The organism is Clostridium thermosuccinogenes (assembly GCF_002896855.1).
Lineage (GTDB): Bacteria > Bacillota > Clostridia > Acetivibrionales > DSM-5807 > Pseudoclostridium > Pseudoclostridium thermosuccinogenes.
This window is the reverse complement of sequence record NZ_CP021850.1, coordinates 436,719-456,527: the sequence shown is the minus strand read 5'-3', so window position 1 is coordinate 456,527 and position 19,809 is coordinate 436,719. Positions and strand designations below refer to the sequence as shown.

15 protein-coding genes are annotated in these 19,809 nt (G+C 41.4%); 2 read left to right on the top strand and 13 right to left on the bottom strand.

Annotated elements, in window-relative coordinates; all coding sequences use genetic code 11:
- Positions 1-146: 146 nt before the first annotated feature.
- From CDO33_RS02055 to CDO33_RS02005, 10 genes are all read right to left on the bottom strand, one after another.
- Positions 147-1,034: a class I SAM-dependent methyltransferase gene (locus CDO33_RS02055; RefSeq protein WP_103081454.1), complete on the bottom strand. Its 888-nt coding sequence runs from the start codon at positions 1,032-1,034 to the stop codon at positions 147-149.
- Entirely contained in the window at positions 1,027-1,194 is a 168-nt protein-coding gene (locus CDO33_RS20675) for a hypothetical protein (protein ID WP_161496505.1), read from the bottom strand. Before CDO33_RS20675 ends, CDO33_RS02055 begins: the two co-directional genes overlap by 8 nt.
- Before the next feature lie 347 nt (positions 1,195-1,541).
- Positions 1,542-2,012: an NUDIX hydrolase gene (locus CDO33_RS02050; RefSeq protein WP_103081453.1), complete on the bottom strand. Its 471-nt coding sequence runs from the start codon at positions 2,010-2,012 to the stop codon at positions 1,542-1,544.
- Entirely contained in the window at positions 2,000-2,182 is a 183-nt protein-coding gene (locus CDO33_RS02045; protein WP_242974836.1) for a hypothetical protein, read from the bottom strand. The genes CDO33_RS02050 and CDO33_RS02045 overlap by 13 nt, the downstream gene beginning before the upstream one ends.
- A 52-nt stretch (positions 2,183-2,234) precedes the next feature.
- Positions 2,235-3,623 carry a GrpB family protein gene (locus CDO33_RS21565; protein ID WP_161496504.1) on the bottom strand — a complete coding sequence of 463 codons (1,389 nt, stop codon included), beginning with the start codon at positions 3,621-3,623 and terminating at the stop codon, positions 2,235-2,237.
- A 302-nt stretch (positions 3,624-3,925) separates the two neighbouring features.
- Positions 3,926-4,246 (bottom strand): class I SAM-dependent methyltransferase, encoded by a 321-nt coding sequence (locus CDO33_RS02030; protein ID WP_103081452.1) that lies wholly within the window; start codon positions 4,244-4,246, stop codon positions 3,926-3,928.
- A gap of 69 nt (positions 4,247-4,315) precedes the next feature.
- Entirely contained in the window at positions 4,316-5,347 is a 1,032-nt protein-coding gene (locus CDO33_RS02025; RefSeq protein WP_161496503.1) for a GNAT family N-acetyltransferase, read from the bottom strand.
- Between the two features lie 550 nt (positions 5,348-5,897).
- The gene (locus CDO33_RS02020) at positions 5,898-6,764 is read right to left on the bottom strand and encodes a S8 family peptidase (RefSeq protein WP_103081450.1); all 867 of its coding nucleotides are present in this window, start codon (positions 6,762-6,764) and stop codon (positions 5,898-5,900) included.
- A gap of 75 nt (positions 6,765-6,839) precedes the next feature.
- A complete protein-coding gene (locus CDO33_RS02015; protein WP_161496502.1) occupies positions 6,840-13,205 on the bottom strand; it encodes an InlB B-repeat-containing protein in 6,366 nt (2,121 codons plus the stop codon).
- A 375-nt stretch (positions 13,206-13,580) separates the two neighbouring features.
- Entirely contained in the window at positions 13,581-14,147 is a 567-nt protein-coding gene (locus CDO33_RS02005) for a LemA family protein (RefSeq protein ID WP_103081447.1), read from the bottom strand.
- 266 nt (positions 14,148-14,413) lie between these two features.
- On the opposite strand from CDO33_RS02005, the gene CDO33_RS02000 reads away from it, so the two are divergent.
- Positions 14,414-15,139: a LytR/AlgR family response regulator transcription factor gene (locus tag CDO33_RS02000; RefSeq protein ID WP_103081446.1), complete on the top strand. Its 726-nt coding sequence runs from the start codon at positions 14,414-14,416 to the stop codon at positions 15,137-15,139.
- Between the two features lie 89 nt (positions 15,140-15,228).
- Complete coding sequence (locus tag CDO33_RS01995; RefSeq protein ID WP_103081445.1) at positions 15,229-16,524, top strand: sensor histidine kinase; 1,296 nt, start codon at positions 15,229-15,231, stop codon at positions 16,522-16,524.
- A 324-nt stretch (positions 16,525-16,848) separates the two neighbouring features.
- Here the strand turns inward: CDO33_RS01995 and CDO33_RS01990 are convergent, their stop codons facing one another.
- The 3 genes from CDO33_RS01990 to CDO33_RS21560 form a co-directional block, all read right to left on the bottom strand.
- A complete protein-coding gene (locus CDO33_RS01990) occupies positions 16,849-17,964 on the bottom strand; it encodes a DNA (cytosine-5-)-methyltransferase (RefSeq protein WP_161496501.1) in 1,116 nt (371 codons plus the stop codon).
- Between the two features lie 112 nt (positions 17,965-18,076).
- On the bottom strand, positions 18,077-18,262 hold the full coding sequence (locus CDO33_RS01985) for a hypothetical protein (RefSeq protein WP_103081443.1): 186 nt from the start codon (positions 18,260-18,262) through the stop codon (positions 18,077-18,079).
- Positions 18,263-18,531: 269 nt separating this feature from the next.
- A complete protein-coding gene (locus CDO33_RS21560; protein WP_338053237.1) occupies positions 18,532-19,644 on the bottom strand; it encodes a GNAT family N-acetyltransferase in 1,113 nt (370 codons plus the stop codon).
- Positions 19,645-19,809: the final 165 nt, after the last annotated feature.

Sequence of the window (19,809 nt, the reverse complement as noted above, 5' to 3'; positions counted from 1 at the left end):
ATATTGTAAGGGCTTCGGAGGAAAATTGCACAGGATAATTTTAACTATATAGTTCGTTATCTATAGAAGTATATTGTTTTTATGAAAGCATTTTGGGGGAATGCCGTTCAAATTATCCAAGATTTATTAATGGGAATCTTAATACCTTACTTCTTTCCGCTTACAACGAGAATTGTGCTTGTTGAAAAATCCCATAATTTCTCGCCATCATTATATTGCTTAATCCGCTTGTCAAACCGTTCATTAATTAAGTTTATCAATCTTGATTTTTCATGTTCCGTCAGAGCATCCGGTACTCTGTTAAATGCCTTTTGTGCGCATGCCAGGCATCCTATTCTGATGCTGTTAATCTGTTTAATAGCAATGTCATCAGAAACAGACGCATTGTCAGGAGCATAGTCTACCACTGTAAGAAAATCTACATTGACATCATGAAAACCTGCTTTTTCAAGTTCCTTAGGGTATTCATGCTCATCCATTTCGAAAGCTCCTATGTTGTGCTCTTTATCAAAATCTCCTGCATTGCTCCAGGCTTTTTCTAATAAGGCTTTTTCTTCATCGCTTCCGCCATACTCATGAATATTCCTCAATTCCAGCCTTGTTCGTACAGATAAATCAACAATCTTTCCGCCTGGTTTAAGTACGCGGTATTGCTCACCGAAGAAGGGTTTGTGCGGAATATGTTCAGCAACCGTATGGGAATAGCATAAATCAAAGGTATTATCCGCAAAAGGCATCGCAGTAGCATCTCCGTTTACAAATTCACAATCAAGCCCCAGCTCTGCAGTTTTTGCCTTTGCGTATTCAATATGCCCTGTATCAAGATCGAGCCCCGTGATTTTAACATCTGGAACATACTTCTTGATTTTATGACAGAATACCCCTCCGGCACATCCAACCTCAAGTATGTTCTGACCGCTTTTTACACCGATAGCTTTCAACCACAAAGCCGCGTTGCTATCATTAAAGCGCATTTCCCGGCTGCGATATAACTCTTCAGTCGTCTGCACATATTGTGACCATACATTATTCATTTTTCACCTCCGGAACAGCTTCAATAACATCTCCCAATGCCACACTGCAAATGTTCGCCATCTCCCGCCATACCTCTGATGTGGTGCTCTGATTGGTTATGCTGTACGTAATACCAATTATGTTTGATTTGTTATGTTTGATTTGGCCTCCTTTTTTCAAATTTAGCCGGCCGGTAATCCTATATTACATGAGCAATTGAATAAAATAAAATCTGAACCGGTACGTTTTTCAGAGATGTAATTGCTGTTACTTATAGGGTTATATACGAATTTTATTTTTCATATTTTTCCTTTTATTTTCTTGACACTTTACTATTTTGTGGATATAATATACTTGTAAGGTGAATAAAGACACCTTTTTCTATTCTATTGTCAAAAAAAATAAGATACCCGACTGACTTTCAGTCGGGTTTTTATTATTTAAACCACATTAGAAGTCTATTGATTTTACGAAAACGAGAGGTACTGTTCAAACTAAGCCTGGGCGTTTAGAATATAATTAATATGTCAATTCTCTCTGTATACAAAATGCTTAACACCTTCATTAATGTGTTCCAGCAGCTCACCGGTATTAGTTGGATACACTTCTACATTTTTAACTTCTTCAAGAGGAATCCAATGGAATTCAATGTCAAAATCTCGTTCATCAATATGCTCATGAGCAATGAATTTCCCGTCAAGAGGTATCTGTGTTTGATCTGAAAGTTCAACTATGTAATAAAGACAAATTTGATGGCAGGGCTTATTACCCCATGGAAAAAATATTTCAGCAACCCATTTTATTTCCTTTACTTTAATGTCTGCTCCGATTTCCTCTTTGAATTCACGAACTAAAGTTTCTTCGTTTGTTTCACCAAATTCTACATGACCGCCGGGGAAAGCCAGTCCCTTCCAGCTCTTTGTCCTTTCCTGAACAAGCACTTTTCCTGTAATCCTATCTTGTATCATTACCATGTTGGTTAATTCTACTTTTGGCATTTCAAATACTCCTTTATATCTCCCACAAACTGATTTCCACAGCGAGCCAGCTCACCAAACACACGATCAACTCCATATTCCTGCATATGCCAATTATCACGAGTGATACCATAGCAGTCTACAGGAACAACTGACATTTCGACTTCGGGAAAGGCCAATTGGTACAGCATCAAACATCGTCTTGCGTGAAAGGACTTGCAGCATATCATCGTTATAATGCGGTTATCCATTGCTTAATCCAACCTTTTTTAATATTTCACTTACTGGCTTTGTCCCATCAACAAGTATAACAGGACAATTCACTTTTTTCAGCCATTCCGCATGCAAAGCCCGGCTCCTTTGCTCAACTCCTGCGGTATCATATCTTGCCGCCCATTCAAGAAATTCAATGTGATTTTGGTACATGTCTCCGCCAGGTAAAATACGGTCGCCAAAATGATTAAATTCTCGCTGCTTCAAGCGTTCAATCCGCACTTCTGTTGGTGTCTCCACTAAAATAACCAACTCGAATTTAGGTATGAACATATCACCCCAACTGCATAGTGAACCGGATATTACACATCTTTCTGCCTTTTCTATGGCTTCTGCCAGCAGCCTTTGTCTCTCGGAAGGTTCTCTTTTCGACGTGTATTTAGGATCAGTTGGAAGCCAGTAAAAATCATCAGTATCAAGATGCTTAAAGCCGTATTTTTCGCTTATTGCTTTTCCGAGGGTTGTTGTGCCTGAACCCGATGCCCCTAGAATATGAATTACTTTAGGATCAAAAATTTCTATCCTGCTGTCATAGTATTTTTCTTGAAATGAAACCGCATTCTCAATTTCTGATGCCGAAAAGTCAACTCCATTCGGTATAGCCACAAGCTTGTCTTCATCATCATCGTCACGATGTACGATCGCAACCACCCTACCAGTAAATTCTTTAAGCGGTCTATCCTCACCGAAGATATACACATCAAGTTCTTCGCCATCAGGAGCGATTACACCGTCGAGATAACCATAGTTTATGGGATATACCATATCATTGTACTTTGGGTGGACGCTGCCAAGCGGGCGGTCAACTGTTACGGTTACCGTCTTGCCAAGGAAAGACCACACCTGTGCTTTTCGCAAAATATGAGTAATGAACTCTGCCTTGGCCTCTGTATATGCTTGTCTGTCGGTTTTATACTCACTCATAAGCCGAAGCTTAAGGGCTTCATATTCTTTTGCCACCTCGGGTTTTGCATTTAAATAATTTCTGAAGTTTATATAATTATGCCATTCTTTGCTTCCTGATTTGACCACATGAATATGATGCGTTCTTATATCGGTATTTAAATCACCACATACAAAGAGCATATCTTCCTCTATTCCATGTTGGCGATACATGAATCCTGATTGCTCGAGGGCAGGAACAAGCTTCATCACTTCGCCCATATCCCTCACCGCAACAGCGATATCAATTATAGGCTTAGCTTTGATATTCCTAATTGAAGTACTTCCGACATGCTGGATGTCAGCTGCAATGTTGCCAAAAATGATTTTCAATTTTTCTATTGTTAGAGCCGCGTTTTGTTCCCATGCTTTGTCATGGTCGCAAAGCTCAACGATTCCCCGTTTCAATCCCAGCATATTTTTAACCTTTCCACAGCAAACTCACGATATTTTCTATAAAATTGCAGAAGTCATTATGTTTCAGGATAGTTACTTTATTTTTCCTAATATCAACACTGTGTTTCTCCCTCATTCTCCTTAGTTGGGTTGCTTTCCAATGCATTCAAATGCACACCATAGGTCACACCTTATCCAACATCAAAATGGTAGGCACAAGTAATATTATCATATATCGGTATTATTCTCCATATTATAGCAAATCCCTTTCGCAAAAATTTTACCGTTCTGTTTTAGACACTTAAGGCTGTCATTTATCGCTTTCACCTGTCGGATTCCTGCAAGAGATGATACAACGGACCCATCAAAAGAATTTGATCATATTGATCGCTTACGATGGAATCGACTTCTCTTGCATCCCCGACAAAAGTTTCTAAGCTGACACCTTGCATAGCAGCTTGCCTTTTAGCAAACTCAACATTGGCACTTGAAAGGTCAAGCAAAGTTACATCGCAGCCCTTTGCTGCAAGATATAGCGAGTACCGGCCTGGCCCACCACCAATATCGTGAACTTTGTCTCCGGGTTTTACATATCGGTTGATATATCTTATAGTAAGCTCAAATTCAAAGGCTTGCTTCTGCAAGCATTCCCACTCATCTGCAACACTCTTATCATAGAATTCCTTATTATTTAAACTGCATCAGTCATCTCTTTATGCTCCAGTATCCCACTCAAATATATTCACATATCGCTGACCTTCTTTGTAAAGGTCGTGCCACTCGGGCAGGCGGGCCACACGGATGAGCTTTGCACCAAGCTTCTCACAAGTACGTTTGGAAGCTATATTGGTATGGTTGTTGGTGATCAATACCTTTTTCATCCCATGGGCACGAATGACTGGAACAAGAAGCCGACAGGCCTTTTCGGCATATCCATGCCCGCGATGCTGTTCATCTACGCCATAACCGATTTGACCGCCATAATATAGTCCATCTGTATAGCCGATGCGCAAACTGATCTCACCTACACGGCTGCCGCCCTGGCGGATTTCAAAATCATAAGCCGGAACCCATTTCTTTTCAGGAATAGCCGGCTTTTTGCCCACACAGTAAAGCTCTATTTCCCCATCAGTTAATTCAGGTATTTCAATAAAACCATCAAAAATAACCGGCAGAGAATTATAATAAGAGATTTCCTGCAAAACTTCCCATTCATCCTTCAGGATAGCATATAAATATTCATCACCGTACTTTTTTTCTGAAAACTTGCTTGCAGGTCTCGCCTCAATAAAACAGCCCTCTCTGCGCATACCTATCCGTTCCATGACACGATATGAACCATAATTCTCTGTATCACAATGAGCAATGATTCTGCGCAGTCCCAAATCTCTAAAACCAAATTCCACTATGCGTTTACCCATTTCGGTGCCAAAGCCCTGTTTCCAGTAATCCCTGTGTAAAATCCAGCCAATTTCAGCCTGATCATCGTCTATCATGGCTAAATTGCATCCACCTATAAGCTTTTGACTTGATTTTAACACGGCAGCATACTGATAATTTCTGCAGGGGTTTTCCCTTGATTGGGCAATAGCTTGTGAAATAAATGCTCTTGTCTGGGATTCATCATTGGGTCCCCAAAGCATGTACTGAATATTCTCAGCAACACTTGCGTAAGCATGAACCGCTTCAAAATCGCTTTCCTCAAATGGCCGTAGGATCAAGCGCTCTGTCTCTAAAGTTTTCATAATCTTCATCTCCATTCTATTATCATTTTATAATCCAATACTGAGCACCGCATAGAGAATGAATTAAGCTAATAATGGATGCACTCAACAATCATCCATTTCAATTGGCTAAACTCAAAGCAATTTCATATATCGCGCACAACCTTTATAATGAAAAAATCCCGCAGAATCACCTTTTAAGTGACTCCGCGGGATTTAAAGAAGTGGACATTCCTTAATGTAAAAGTATAATTCCTGTTCAAAAAGGTGCGTCCCCTGTCATTATATCTCCACGTGTAAGGCTCAAGCGCCCCTATGCAGCTCGCATACCCGAGACATTCCCCATCACAGAAGGAATGCTCTTTGCCGGAAAGAGGTGAGTCCATCTTTCCCTGCTTGATGCTTATGCATACTCACTATTTTGGAATATTATTACATACTAGGCTTGGCCATGTCAAGCATAATTTGCAGGTTTTCCTGCATGTCTGTCGGATATCGTCAATAATTCCGTCATGCCAATACATGAAATCAATTGCCTTTCTGTGGTCCGTGAGTGTCTCCTGCTTATGCTTTATTCCCTATTCAGGCATGCCTCCAAATTGAGGATGCCCCAGCCGCTACCCATATCATAACCCGGTTCAAGAATATCGGTTGCAGATTCGCAGAGAATACTCCGTACCTCTGCAGCGGTCAATTCCGGACAGGTGTGAATAAGCGCCGCAGCAGCGGCTGATACAAATGCAGCTGCAAAGGAAGTGCCGCTTGTAAGCAAGGCTTTTCCACTTTTAGAGACAGTCCAAATTCTTTCCCCCGGTGCCACCAACATTAAAGACTTATTTCTTTGAGAAAAACTCGATACCCGGCCATTTTTATTGACAGACCCGACACCGATTACCGTAGGATATGCCGCCGGATAATATAAAGAGTCCGGATTTTTCACATTTTTGTTTCCTACTGAGGATATTATAACTGCATTTTTCTCTTCGGCATACTCCACCGCTTCGCGCAAAAGCTTGCTTTCCTTAGTTGTGCCAATGCTTAAGTTAATGACACGGCAGCCATAGATATCGATGGCATCTCTGATGGCATGAGCAATCATCTCAGTATCTCCTATTTGTACTTTGCCGCTTTCATCTGTAGTCTGTATCACCAATGGAACAAGCTTTACATCGTTGACCATTTCCGACAGCACTGCATAGGATGAACCTGCAATAATCCCTGCAATAGCAGTTCCGTGGCCGATTTTATCCTCGGTATCATTATTATCACTGATGTAATTATATCCCTCAGCTATATGTTCTGCATCAATTGCCCTGGTAGAAATACCTGTGTCTATTACAGCAACTTTTATGCAGTTCTCGGCTGATAACTCAGACGCAAATACGGACTGGGAAAATATCAAAAGCATCAGCAGTATGCAAATAAATCTTTTTCTCATAATACTTCACCCTTTAAACCAGCAGCATCTGCCTTAAGCAGATGCCGCTGTCTTCAACTTATGCTATTGTTTTATTTAGTCTGCAATTGTTACTGTAATGGTTTTGGTCCATGTGGCAGTATCTGCAGTAGTTGAACGTTCAGGGAACTTCAAGGTTACTGTCAGTGTTGTTTCCGTATCACCTTTTGCTTTCATTGCTTCATACAAAGCTGCCTTGTCAATGGTAATGCTGTTAATTGTGTAATCCAGGCACTCATTATATGCCTTGTCACTGGCTGTAATGGTCAGTGTAGGTGCTTCCAGGTGTTCATATGCGTTATATGAAGCACGTACTGTCTTCCCTGTAAAAGGATTACCTTCACGTGTAAATCCATACTGATCAAGAACCAAGCCATTATAAGTAAAGGTATATTTTTCAGTATCACCACTGCTCAAACTCATATTTCCTATAATGTCATTAAAGTTACCAACTCCGTCAATTTTACGCTTCATGATATCTGTTTCGGCGCTCCAAACCACATGATTATCTTCGAACCATCGATTGACTGAAATCCGATCCCCTTTGACATTTTCATAAGTACCATACCAATTATCACCATATATGGTTACCACAGTTGCAATAGGCTGAACATATTCGCAGTGCCAGCCGGCATAAAGGCCTTTCCTTTGATAGTCAATTTCCACTTTGGAAATCATCCATGGAACAAGTACTCTTCCCTCTAACTTATAAGTCCCTGTAGTATTTCTCTCAAAATCATCTACATCCGGATTATCGAAATGTGTCAGATTAGTGCTTGTACCATCAAGGAAATATATTCTGCCGCTGATTATGGAATCTGTTCCGGCATCTTTTATATTGCTGGTCTTTATTTCCAATTTTAACTCTTCTATTATTCTATCCCTTGGTTCTACAGCTTTAACTTCAACAGGCTCAGTGCTTTGTGCAACATTGCTTGTTGCAAAATAGTTTTCACCCTCTAAAACCTTAGCAAAGATGTAATAGTTTCCAGGTTTTAGATTCATAAATGCACGGGATTCCTGCCAACCAGTTACCGGAACCGACGGTGTGGTTGAAACCGCATATAGCACAGTTCCATCACCTGGATAAGCATTTTGAGGCAATTTATCTACCAGCAGGTGTGCATAGTAAGTGCTTGCTTTTGGATCAGCATCTATTTCTCGGCTGATCTTGTTTATGACCATCACATTTGTATAGGTATTTTCGAAAGAATCATAGTTTTCATCTTCCGCTCTTGTAATTTTTACATCATATACACCTGCATTGACAGCGGTATCAAGCCATTCATCGTCCAGACCCTGCCGTTTGTATTGTATAGTGAAGCTGCCTATATCAAAGCCGCTGCTATACACTGCCTGATAAACTGCCTCATATACTGCCGGTTGATGTTGGCCATTGTAATCATATTTCAGCCCTTCTGGATTGAATACTATAATGTCCTCACTAATCGGCGATTTTTCGCTCCACCGTGCATACAGGGTATGATTGCTGTCAACTGTAATTGCTGTATCCCCTGTTACCTTTTCTCCTCCTGTCCGCTCAGTAAACCATCCTTTGAAATTGGAACCCACCTTGACAGGTTGCGGCAGCTCACCATAGTTTTGACCAAATACAACTGTCTTGGTGCCTTCAACACCTTCCGGCAGAGCACCTTCCGTTGCATCAAAGGTTATGATGTATTCCCTTCCGCTCCATTTTGCATACAGGATGATGTCCTCATCCGGCATGGTTATAGTGAAATCAAAAGGTTGTGTCAATTCAGGATCGCTATACCAGCCATCAAAGTTATATCCTTTTCTTACAGGATCTGCCGGTTTTGTAATCACAGAACCTACAGGGTATTGAGCCGGCTGAATCACGCTGCCGCCGTTTGTGACATAGGTGATGGTATGGTCGACCAAGGGAGCTTCCTGCACCTCACATACAACTATATATGTGGTTGGCCCGGTTATAGCGGCAAAAGCAGGATAAATGCTCTTTACGATGGCATTCTTTGCATACAGTTCCTCATCAAAGAACTCGGTGGATGCAACATCACCTTTCCTCATTGTCACTTTAATATCTTCAAGGTCAACACCCTCGAACTTAAATGTGGCTGTAGCGGAATTATCAACATAGGTTGCGGTATAGGTTGCCCCGCTTAAAATATCCATGGCGAAAGCCTTGCCTATGCGCTCATTAACATCCCTGAGGATTTCATTATCGTTGCTGTCCTTGGCTTCAACCTTAAAGAAAGCGGTGTAGTTTTTGTTCTCGTTATCTATAGTTCCAGTCCCTGCCAGGGAACTGAAGTCAAATGCTTCTCCGAATTTAGCGGTAAACTGTCTGTCTTCCTTGGTACCGTCGGGTTTTTCCACATCTTTCACCGTCAGGGTATAGATTCTTGGCTTCACCTCAAAGTAATAGCTTTTATCGCGCAAAACGGTCAGGCCTTTTGTTTGCTGCTCCCCATATCCATTGATTTCACTGTATTTCAGATTACCATACGCGCTTTCATAGCTGTCCACACCTAAAATGGCCTTGATCTCATCTTCTGCCGGCAGATCAAACTCCTCATTTTTCCTTACACGCTTGCTCCACACAGTAGTGTATCCATCCTGTTCATTCCCTACGCGAACGCTGGCTGTAAATCTTTCATTCAATTCCTCTGTTGATAGATTTGTCCACACAAGAGGAATGGTTACAGCTATATCGTAATGGCTGAAAGCAAGTTTGTCCGATTTCCATGTGAGAGTTAAATCGCATTCCATATATTGAACTCCCTTTGGAACTGTTACGGATATTTCGCCGTTTTCTTTGTTAAATGCAAAGTTACGATTGGAGAGAGTGTAGTTAAATTTGCTCAAGTCATAAATTTCCTGCTCCACATTGCCTTCGCACAAATCCATATATTCCATTAAGCGATAAGTTTCCGGCAAAGTCATGGTTATGCCATTTACACTGTTGTTGTCATGGTCAACTACAGGAAGTACTTCACCATCTTCTATTTCGTAAGCAAAGCCATATACATTGTTTCTTGTGCCTGCTGTAAGAAGTGGCCATTTCTTGTCAAGAAGAGTCGGTTCGTATTTGAAATAATCACCAAATGCCTGTGCCTTAAAGTGCATCTCAAGGTATAACCCAAACTCCAGGTAAAGTGCCCCCATCATCCTCTCGTCGTAGTCCCAGGTGGAGGTATTTGCAGGTCTCAACTTGGTGTACTCATAGATAAAGTAACCCCATGTCTCAACATATGGTCCAAACTCTGCCGTGAGTCCAATGCTGCCTATTTTGGTTGATATAACTCCTACGGCAATTTCAGCCTCGACACCCATCTTCAGCCCGAGTTCCCCCATGACATAGAACTGGAAGGCAAATTTCTCGTCAAGAAGATCCATTTCGGAGCTGCCGCTGGTTTGGGATATGATATCAAACCAGAAGGAATAACGTTTGCCAATCACATATTCCATATTGGCGCCCATGGCGACATTAACATTTGCCTTGATAACAAAATCTGCACCGATTTTGAATGCGAAAACGCTGATATGAAAATCCCGGTCAAATATTTCCTTATTTAAAATCTCTATCCAGTCGCTTTCATTTTCCAGCATCTCCGAATAACGTTCCATCAGGTTGCGGACGCCGGCGTCAAGCTCAGCCTCAGTGGTGAGATCCAGCATTTCCTTCAGTTCCTGGGTCACGTTCAATTCCCCTAAAGTGTCAAGGAGCCCTTCGTATTCTTCTTTATTAGTCACATCGGAAGGAATGGATTTCCACAGGTTCTCCAGATCTTCCATGTAGCCCTGGATTTTTTCGGCAGTTTCTTTAGCTTCGGTAATTTTGTCTTTTAATTCTTCAATTTGTTCAATGGTTTTCTTGTATTTGCCGTTTTTGATTTTTTTCAGTCTTTCCCACAGCGGGTCTTCTTCCTTCTCCACTGTATACATCTTTAAGTCTACAGAAACAGCAGAATAGTTTTTAATATCTATGAAGGATCTGAAAGTCAACTCATGGAATTTCGGAATGATGACATACCATGTAACATCGGCATAAGCGCTTGCAGTAATGTCAAGAGATATTTCTTCCGCAAAGGTAGCAGACAGAACAATCTTCATCTGACCTTCTTCGCCAATGTCAACAGAGAATTCTGCGTCTATGCCGACGGCCAGCCGGACACCATCATTGAAATATTTGGAGCTCTTGTCAAGTTCAACGGTAACTTCCACATCATCAGACAACTCAATGTTTTTACCGATTCCCATCAGCTCCAGTTCCTCGGCAGTCAAAGGATTACCGCTTTCATCGGTCATAGAGAAGTCAGTCAGTCCCGAGAGGCTTTTGAATCCTTCAGTTTGAGTTGCCATAAGAGCAAGGTATTCAGCTGCTTCCTCGGCAAATCCGCTCTCCCGCACTTGCTGCTCAATTTTGCCTGTAAGGGATTCTATATCCACTCCATCCAAAAGCTCATCGCCTTTAGGTGTCTGCTGCAGGAAAGTGTCCATGGATTTTTCGATTTCCTCTTTTGTTGTTCTGGCATAGTAAACAGTATCGCCCTCAACTTTGGTGACAATACCGTAGTAGACTTCGTCTTCCACAGTAAGACCTGTTAAATCGCCTACATAGAATACCAGGAAATCGCCTTTTTCCACTTCCGGATACAGAGGAAGCCCCATGGCATCCCGTGCATCAGTGTCAACATCTGATGCCTTAACTGTCCCGGATTCTCCTTTTGGTAATTCCGCAACTTTAAACGGAATAGTGTCCGGAATAAAGATTAATTTATCTGCATCTTCTTCATCAAGGCCTTTAAAAGTTACTGTATTACCAACGATTGAAACTACTTCCACATATACTTCCGCATCATCGGAATAAGTGTTGTTCACATAGTCGCGTTCATAAGGGGGAGTTGTTTCATAAATACAGAGAATATCATTTTCATTGAGTTCACCGGCTTTTTCATACTCAAATGTTCCGGTTACTTCATCAGCGGTTTCGCTTCTCAGCATTTCCGGATTAAGTACGTCCACCGGATCCTTGTCGCCAATTTTATATGAGATTTCTTCTGTATCCTGAATATAAATTACGCCATCATTCAAAGCAAGGTTGAATACTTCCTCTTTTTTAATACTGAAGTTAACTGTACGTATGGATTCAGCCTTATCCTTGAATATGTATCCTTCTCCAAGGGTAAGCCTGTAGTTTGAACCTTCACGGAAGCCCCCCTTTGCCTTTACGGTAAAGGTGTCATTTCCGTTATTGATAATATCGAGCTCCACTGGGTCTGATCCATCCATAACAGTTAATACTATACTATCGTTAACGCTTCCAGCATTCTGGCTGATTTTTTGGATTGCGAAACTAAGGTCTGGAGACTGGTCTAACAGTGAGAAAGAAGTAATACTCAGCTCTTCCTTTACCATCTCCTCATATTTCGCATAAACAGTCAGGTTTGAAGTCACAGCATCATCTGCATAGAACGGTATGGTGCATTCCTTGTTGGAAAACCATCCAACGAAAATATAACCGTCTTTTGCAACTTTACTGCTGGAAGGCGTCTTTGATAAAGGTTGTCCTTTCTTTACAGTAAACATCTCAACATATCTATCTCCGTCCATAAATGTTACTGTATATTTTGATGTACCGCTGCCTGGATTTTCATCCGGATCTTCCTCCGGCTCTTCTTCAGGTTCTTCTTCAGGTTCTTCTTCAGGCTCCTCCTCCGGTTCTTCCGGTTGTTCTTCTTCTGTGGTATATTCCTTGATGCCAATTTCAACGAAATGCTCGTCTATACGCATGAGAAAAGCCGCACACTCTGCACGAGTAGCGTTGTCCTTGGGATTAAAATTGCCTGCATTATCACCGTTGAACATCCCACATGCCCAAAGCTTCAGAACGGATTCCCTTGCATAATTCGAAATGCTGTCCAAATCCTTTGGCGAGCCACTCACCTTCTCCTCGGGATATGGATAGCCAAAGGTGTCAAACAGGCGAACAATAAAGGTTGCCATTTGCTCACGAGTCAGAGGCTCATCAGGAGCAAAAAGTCCATTTCCAACTCCGTTTGTAATCCCATGCTCCACTGCCCACGCTACATAAGGAGCATAGTAGGCATCTGCCTTAACATCGGAAAAAGTTGATTTGTTTTGATATTCGGTAACATCCACGCCCAACATTCTGCCAACGACCGTCACAAACATTGCTCTTGTCATGGTACTGTAAGGGGAGAAAGTGTCCGCTCCCGTTCCATTAAAAAGTCCATGATTGTAAGCATAGCTTACTGCATCATAAAACCAGTTTCCTTTATTCACATCGGAAAAAGGAAGCTCTTCCACCGGCTCACTACTTAACTTTGCCTGACGGGTGTCTGCTGCAAACATCTGCAATGGAAATATGGACACTAGCATACAGACAATTAATAGTAAGCTTAGCAATCGTTTTCTCATATTGACCCTCCTAATCATTTATTGTTTGGGCATCATGCCCGGCATATATATAAACTGCTGATTACGGTTTGCCCTGGCAGCAGCTTATTTCTTACCTCCGCATGGGAGGAAAGCTTGTCCCATACGGCAACTTCATACTAATCTGCCTTGATAAAGGTTATCTTTGCGTGATCTGGTGCCGAGCCTGTGTGAGATCAAGCAATAACTTTGGTTCCATGGCACTCTGCTTCGGTGCCAAGATACACGGGCTCGTTCTCTGACGTTTTGCTGCATAACTCGAAGTCAGCAGCATGCCTGTGATCATAATCACTGCTAATAAAAGCGAAACAGCTCTTTTTTTCATCATGTGCCCTTCCTAAATGCAGCTTCTGAATTCTATTCAGCCTTTTGGCTTCTCCATCTGCAGCCGGGAGCGTGCTCTTTCTCCTCCAGATAGTCTCTTTGCCGAAAGCCTAAAATCCCAGCAATCATGAAGACCGGAAACATTCGGATTTCACGGTTTAGTTTAGTCACGCTGTCGTTGTATATCAGGCAGCTGGTGCGCACCATGTTTTCGAAGATTTCCTCTGCGTTCATGGTTTTGATATAATTTTGATTTTCTTTTAATTCAGGGTATTGCTCCGTCAACATGGCAATCCTGCTCAAGGCCTCGGAAATAAGTCCTTCCTGGTGCACCACATCATCCGGCGTGGATTTGGCTGTAATTATGCTTCTTCTTAGCTTGATTGTTTCAATAAGTGTCTCGCTTTCATGCTTGGCATAGCCTTTTGTCAAATCCAAAAGAGCCGTCAGAGCATCGAAGCGGCATGACAGCTGCACTCCGATCTGAATCATGGCATTGCCGATATTTTCATCAAGCACTACCAACTTGCGCTGCGTAGAGATTATCCATAGGGCAATTAAAGCAAGAGTTGCGATAATTGCGATGATAGTTTGCAGCATAATAAAGTCCTCCTCGTTCGTTTCTTAATTCTTAGACAGACTGCCAGCCTCAGTATAATAGCAGGTGCCATATTAAGTACCGGTAGTTTTTTCATTTGCAATCCCTCATCTTCTTTTAGCTAGTGTATAGGGGGCAATTCCTGTATTAAATCTATCAAAAATCTTCCTTTAAAAATCACCTGCTGCATGAAACATGATTTTTTCGACATGAAATAGTGCAGAACATTCAGTTTGTGTGATAAAATGATAATTAATGGGGGGAGCTTATGCTACATATTGCGATATGCGATGACAATATTGACGAGCTATGCCATATAATACAGCTCATAAACCTGTACCGGTCATCAAAACATCTAAACTTGGAATACGCCGTCTTTCCAAACGGATTTGATCTGATTTCGGCATTGGAAAAAGGGAAACGGTTTGATATATACTGCCTGGATATCATTATGCCAGGCTTTACGGGCATTGATGTTGCAAAGGAAATCCGAGCTTATGACAAAACTGCGCCGATTTTATTTTTTACATCTTCACCGGAATTTGCTCTGGAAAGCTATTCAGTGAAGGCTATTAACTATGTATTAAAGCCTATATCAAAAGAGAAATTATTCTTTACCTTTGACGATATGCTGGAGCATATAAAAGTAAAAAAAGACGAGGATGCGATTGTCGTAAAGAGCAATGAGGGAATTCAAAAAATTTTGATTTCCAATTTAATCTTTGCCGAGGTCATCGGCAGAAATGTGTTGTATCACTTGCTGTCCGGCAAGGTAATCAAATGTACCGAGTCTTTTTCACATGTCTGTGATAATCTTATGAAGTATGGGTGTTTTATTAAAACCCACCGCTCCTATATTGTGAATATGCAGTATGTGGATACCATAGAAGAGCATCAGGTGATTTTGCAGTCCCTTTCGTCAGTTCCTGTTGCGCAGGGCAAGGCGCGAGAGATCAAGCAGCAGTATCTGGCTTACCAAATGGAGGGAGAATAAGCGGATGGATGAATTGAATATGCAGGTGCCAGCTAACACCTTATCCTTTATCATTTTTGCTTATGCCCCCTACAAGGAGGTGTCACAAAATGATAGCAACTATCATTGAATTCTCTCGTTATTGGGCTGCTTTATTATTCGGTATGGTGGTTGCGGTCAGTTTCGTCGGAATGCCTTCTACACGAAAAAAACATCTGGTGCTGGGATGTTATACCGTTGCTGTATTTGTTATTCAAGTCTTATGCTTGTTTCGTTTCGGCATGGACATTACGTGGAAAATATACCCTCTGCTTACCCACTTTCCAATAGCTGCTTTTCTCGCTTTATATTTAAAGCGCTCTTGGCTTATTTCGGTAACTAGTATGTTCGCTACCTTTCTGTGCTGCCAGCCTCCCCGTTGGATTGGAAGTGTTGCAGCGGATATCTTTGGCGATATGACAGGAGGTGCCTTTAGCAAGGCGAGCATAAACCATTTGGGTTATATTTTATCGGTAATATTGATGTATTATATTCTGAAAAAATATGTGGCAAAATCGGTTCAACATTTGATGGAACGTTCGACTAAATCCTGCCTGATATTTGGCGCAGTTCCGGCTTTTTATTATTTGGTGGACTATTCCACCACTGTTTATACCGATTTTCTGTACAGTGGAACACGGGCAGCCGTACAGTTCATGCCTTTCATTATATCCGCCTTCTATTTTGTCTTTGTAATTTTTTACTATATAGAAATGCAGAAGCAAGCAGAGGTGGAGAGAGAACGTGATATGCTGGATACACAGTTCCGGCTGGCACAGGCGGAATTTGCGTCTCTGCGGCAGATGCATCAGAATGCAGCGGCCTATCGCCACGATATGCGCCACCATTTCGCGCTTTTACAAGGTCTGGCATCCGATAATCGCATGGAGGAAATTAAGGAATATCTACGGACTGCTCAGTCCGACATGGACGCCATCACGCCCATACGCTATTGCGAAAACGAAACCGTCAATCTGATTTTGTCCGCTTTCGCCACCAAAGCAAAGCAATCGGAAATCTCATTGTCGATAGATGCAAAACTGCCTGACTCGCTTTCGCTTAGCGACACCGAGCTTTGCTCACTTTTGTCAAACGCTTTGGAAAACGCCATACAAGCCTCGAAGAAAATAGCTGACAGCAATGAACGCATTATCAAGCTGCGTATATATCTCAAGAACAATAAGCTGTGCATTGACATCCGCAATAGTTATCATACAGAACCGGTATTCGTTCAGGGTATTCCTGTATCCAAAGAACAGGGGCATGGCTTTGGGACAAAAAGCATGGTCCATATCGTGGAAAAGCATGGCGGTGTATGTCAATTTTCGGTCAAGGATGGATGGTTTATATTTCAGGCCACTATATAAAAGGCTGTTATTTTCTGATGGTTTTACATATTTTCCTTTAGAAGCCTTTTTGTCAGCCACTCCACCCCATCATTTATTGAGATAGTTGTAGACGTCAGTAAAATCTTCACTTGCTGCTTTGCGTATTATGTAACTCATTTTGCTGACCCATTCACTATTGCCACAAGGTTTTTTGCCTTTTCAAAACACGGAATATTTTTCAAGCAAAAACTCTGAAATGTGCGATTCATTTTCATACATTGCCTTCTACTGGAATGTACGATCATTCTCATACATTGCATTCTCTAGTTTCTCTATTTTACATAATATTTGGACGTAATGTTATCATTCCCTACCATATGTGATCAGCAATCCCTGTACTTTTAAAAATGACTTCTTATATTCAGTATCTCTGAAGTATTCTGCTTTTCTGGCCTGCATGTTTATATAGGCTTCCGCTTCTACTCTGTCAACTCCCCGATTCATGAATAATTCTATAGTGCCTTCCCTGCTGGATATGCTAAAAGGTTCATCCAGACCGTTTATTTCGATAAAACCCTGTACTTTCTCCTCATAATCCTTCATATTGGGATTTACATACATTACTTTATCGTTCATACGAATATCAATATCATGCAGCCCCAACTGCTGCATATAAAATGGCAGCCGCATTCCAACAGCATAATCCCTGCCTTCACACTCCAGCTCCTTCTTCCAAATCTTATGGAAATCAAAGGCAGTACAGAGATAATCATAAGGAATATCATCCATATATAACCCGTCATTTTCAAACTCCCTGTTTACATCTACGCAGACGACAAGGCCATTTTTCTTAACTGCAGCTATCATTTTTTTCAGTACTTCCATCGGCCTGTTCATATGCCTTAATCCTGCTTGACATATTGCCAGGTCATATTTCTTATCTGTCTCAAAAGAATACAGGTCTGATACAATAAACTTTACACCAGCATGAGCATTGTCAAAATTTTGTCTTGCCTTTTCAGTGAAATATTCGTTATCAAGCCCTGTATAGGTGCTTCCCTGCGGCAAAACCTCCAACAGCTTTTTTCCCAAATAACCATCACAACACCTGAAATCAACAACATCCACCGGTGATTCAATATGCCAGACGTTTTTTATAAGAAACTGCAGGTAATCATCATTCCAAAAATATTTTCTATTTTTATAAAGCTTGTCAGTCTTTCCATTCCAATTGTCACGATTGTCTGTGCCCCTTGGTATGTATGCCTGCTGTCGCAGTGGCTTTAAGCCTAATAATTCATCCACCGAAACATCAAAGTACGCAGCTATATCCGGCAACAATGAAATATCAGGCATTGTGGTACCCGTCTCCCATTTGCTGACTGTCTGGAAAGATACCCCTAATACTTCTGCCAAATCCTGCTGCCCAATCCCTTTACTTTTTCTTAACTCAGCAATTTTAAGCTTAACTGTCGCCATATAATGACCTCCTTTAATTTGATAGCTTAATGCTATCACAGCCATCCAGCCAAGCCTATAACGCAAAATGCGAATTTACTCGCAAATTTGGTTAGTTGAAGACTTTATCAGTTTATTGAACATGAAAATCTTTCAAATACCAGGTCGGCACAGGATTTTTAATGAGGTAAACACCCCATTCGCCAGCTTTTGCTTTTACGTATTCTTCGTGACTTATAGGGATTGACCATTCGCAGCCGTTTTCAGCCAACTTATCCCAGGTTTTTGAATTCACTTCCGTATAGTTTTGCTTAGTCATAAAGTAACCTCACTTTCTAGCATCATAAAGGCTTCATCATCACAACCGATCTCGTGCATTGCTCAGTTAGATATAATGGAGACACGATCTGAATCGATGCTATCTATTAGTGCTATTCGCCACATTATGGCAATTTCCTTTATATGCGTATCAATAAGGAAAAATAAATCTGGCAATCCAGGTCTATACGCTAAAATGGGTATATCAAATCTATCAAATAATTTTAAGTAATCAAAAACAGTGCATACAATGCATATCCCGATCCTTGGTCACTTCTTTGCCACTATCATCGTCGTGTTTTCCATTCGCCATACCATTTCAGCAGATGAAAAGCCGGCTTTTTTCAACATGGCAATTTGATTGTCAATGGTACAGGGTGTATCAAAATGATAAAACTCACCCTCCGGGATGTTCCTTTCCCGCCGAAGCTTTGCATTCAATGCAAAAAGCTCATCCTCCACCGATTGCTCGGTTACCATGTAATCACACTCGATGTACATCCCCTTTGAATTAAGCGCTTTATGGATTTTAGCATACAGTCCGGTTTTCTCGGCATGGGAAAAGTGATGCATTGTTTGAAATGAAATGGCCACATCAAACATGTTTTCACCCAGAGGAACATCAAAATAACTCCCGCAGATCAGCTTGATATTTTTATCAAAGTGTTTCTGCTTAAGCTTATCCAGCATTGCCTGTGTTAAATCAATTCCTACCACCGATACATTGGGCAGCTTCTTGAATATTTCATCAAGCTCAAGCCCTGTACCGCAGCCCAGGTCAAGAATTGATTGAGTGTCGTCCGGAACAAGCTCCGCCATCTTCACGTATCCTTCTTTGCACCCCTCCACATTATTAAGCATATGTTCCTCGTAGCCTTCCACCCGGGCGGCAAAAAAATCACTCATTTTTTCGAGCACAGGCTGTTTTATAGTATCAGCTTCGTATATCCTGGATGTCTCTCCCCAGGGGTGATGTCCTATGGCAATATATTTCCAGCCATGTTTCTCATAATATGAGGTATGGTCGGTGCAAAGATATATCTTGTCAAAGCCGAGCCTTCCTGCTTCAATCCTTGCGTTTTCCAGAAGCTTTGCCCCAAGGGCGTTGCCTCTGGCTTTTTCCTCAACAAAAAGCGCGCACAAATATGGAAACAGGTCCGTTCTGTCAACAAAATCATTTTGAATAAGCCCACAGCCTCCGACAATTTCATCCTCTTCATCAACTGCTAAATACCATTGAGGAAGGCTTTCGTTATTATTGATACAGTCATGGATGCTCTTTTCATACTCCTTGCGGTCTATGCCCCATTTAGAAGCGAACCAGTCAATTGCACGTTCAGAATATTCGGGTTTGCGGCGGATTGATATTATTTGATACTGCATGTCTTTCTCATCCTTCCTATTTTCATCTTTATTTTAATAGTTCCATCTCATACATAAAAACTGTGGCTGCACAAGCAGCATCCGGTGAAGATGCCGTACAGAGTTATCGGACATTGATATCGGTGCCAGTATATTACATATGGATTTAAATTTTCTGTATAAGCC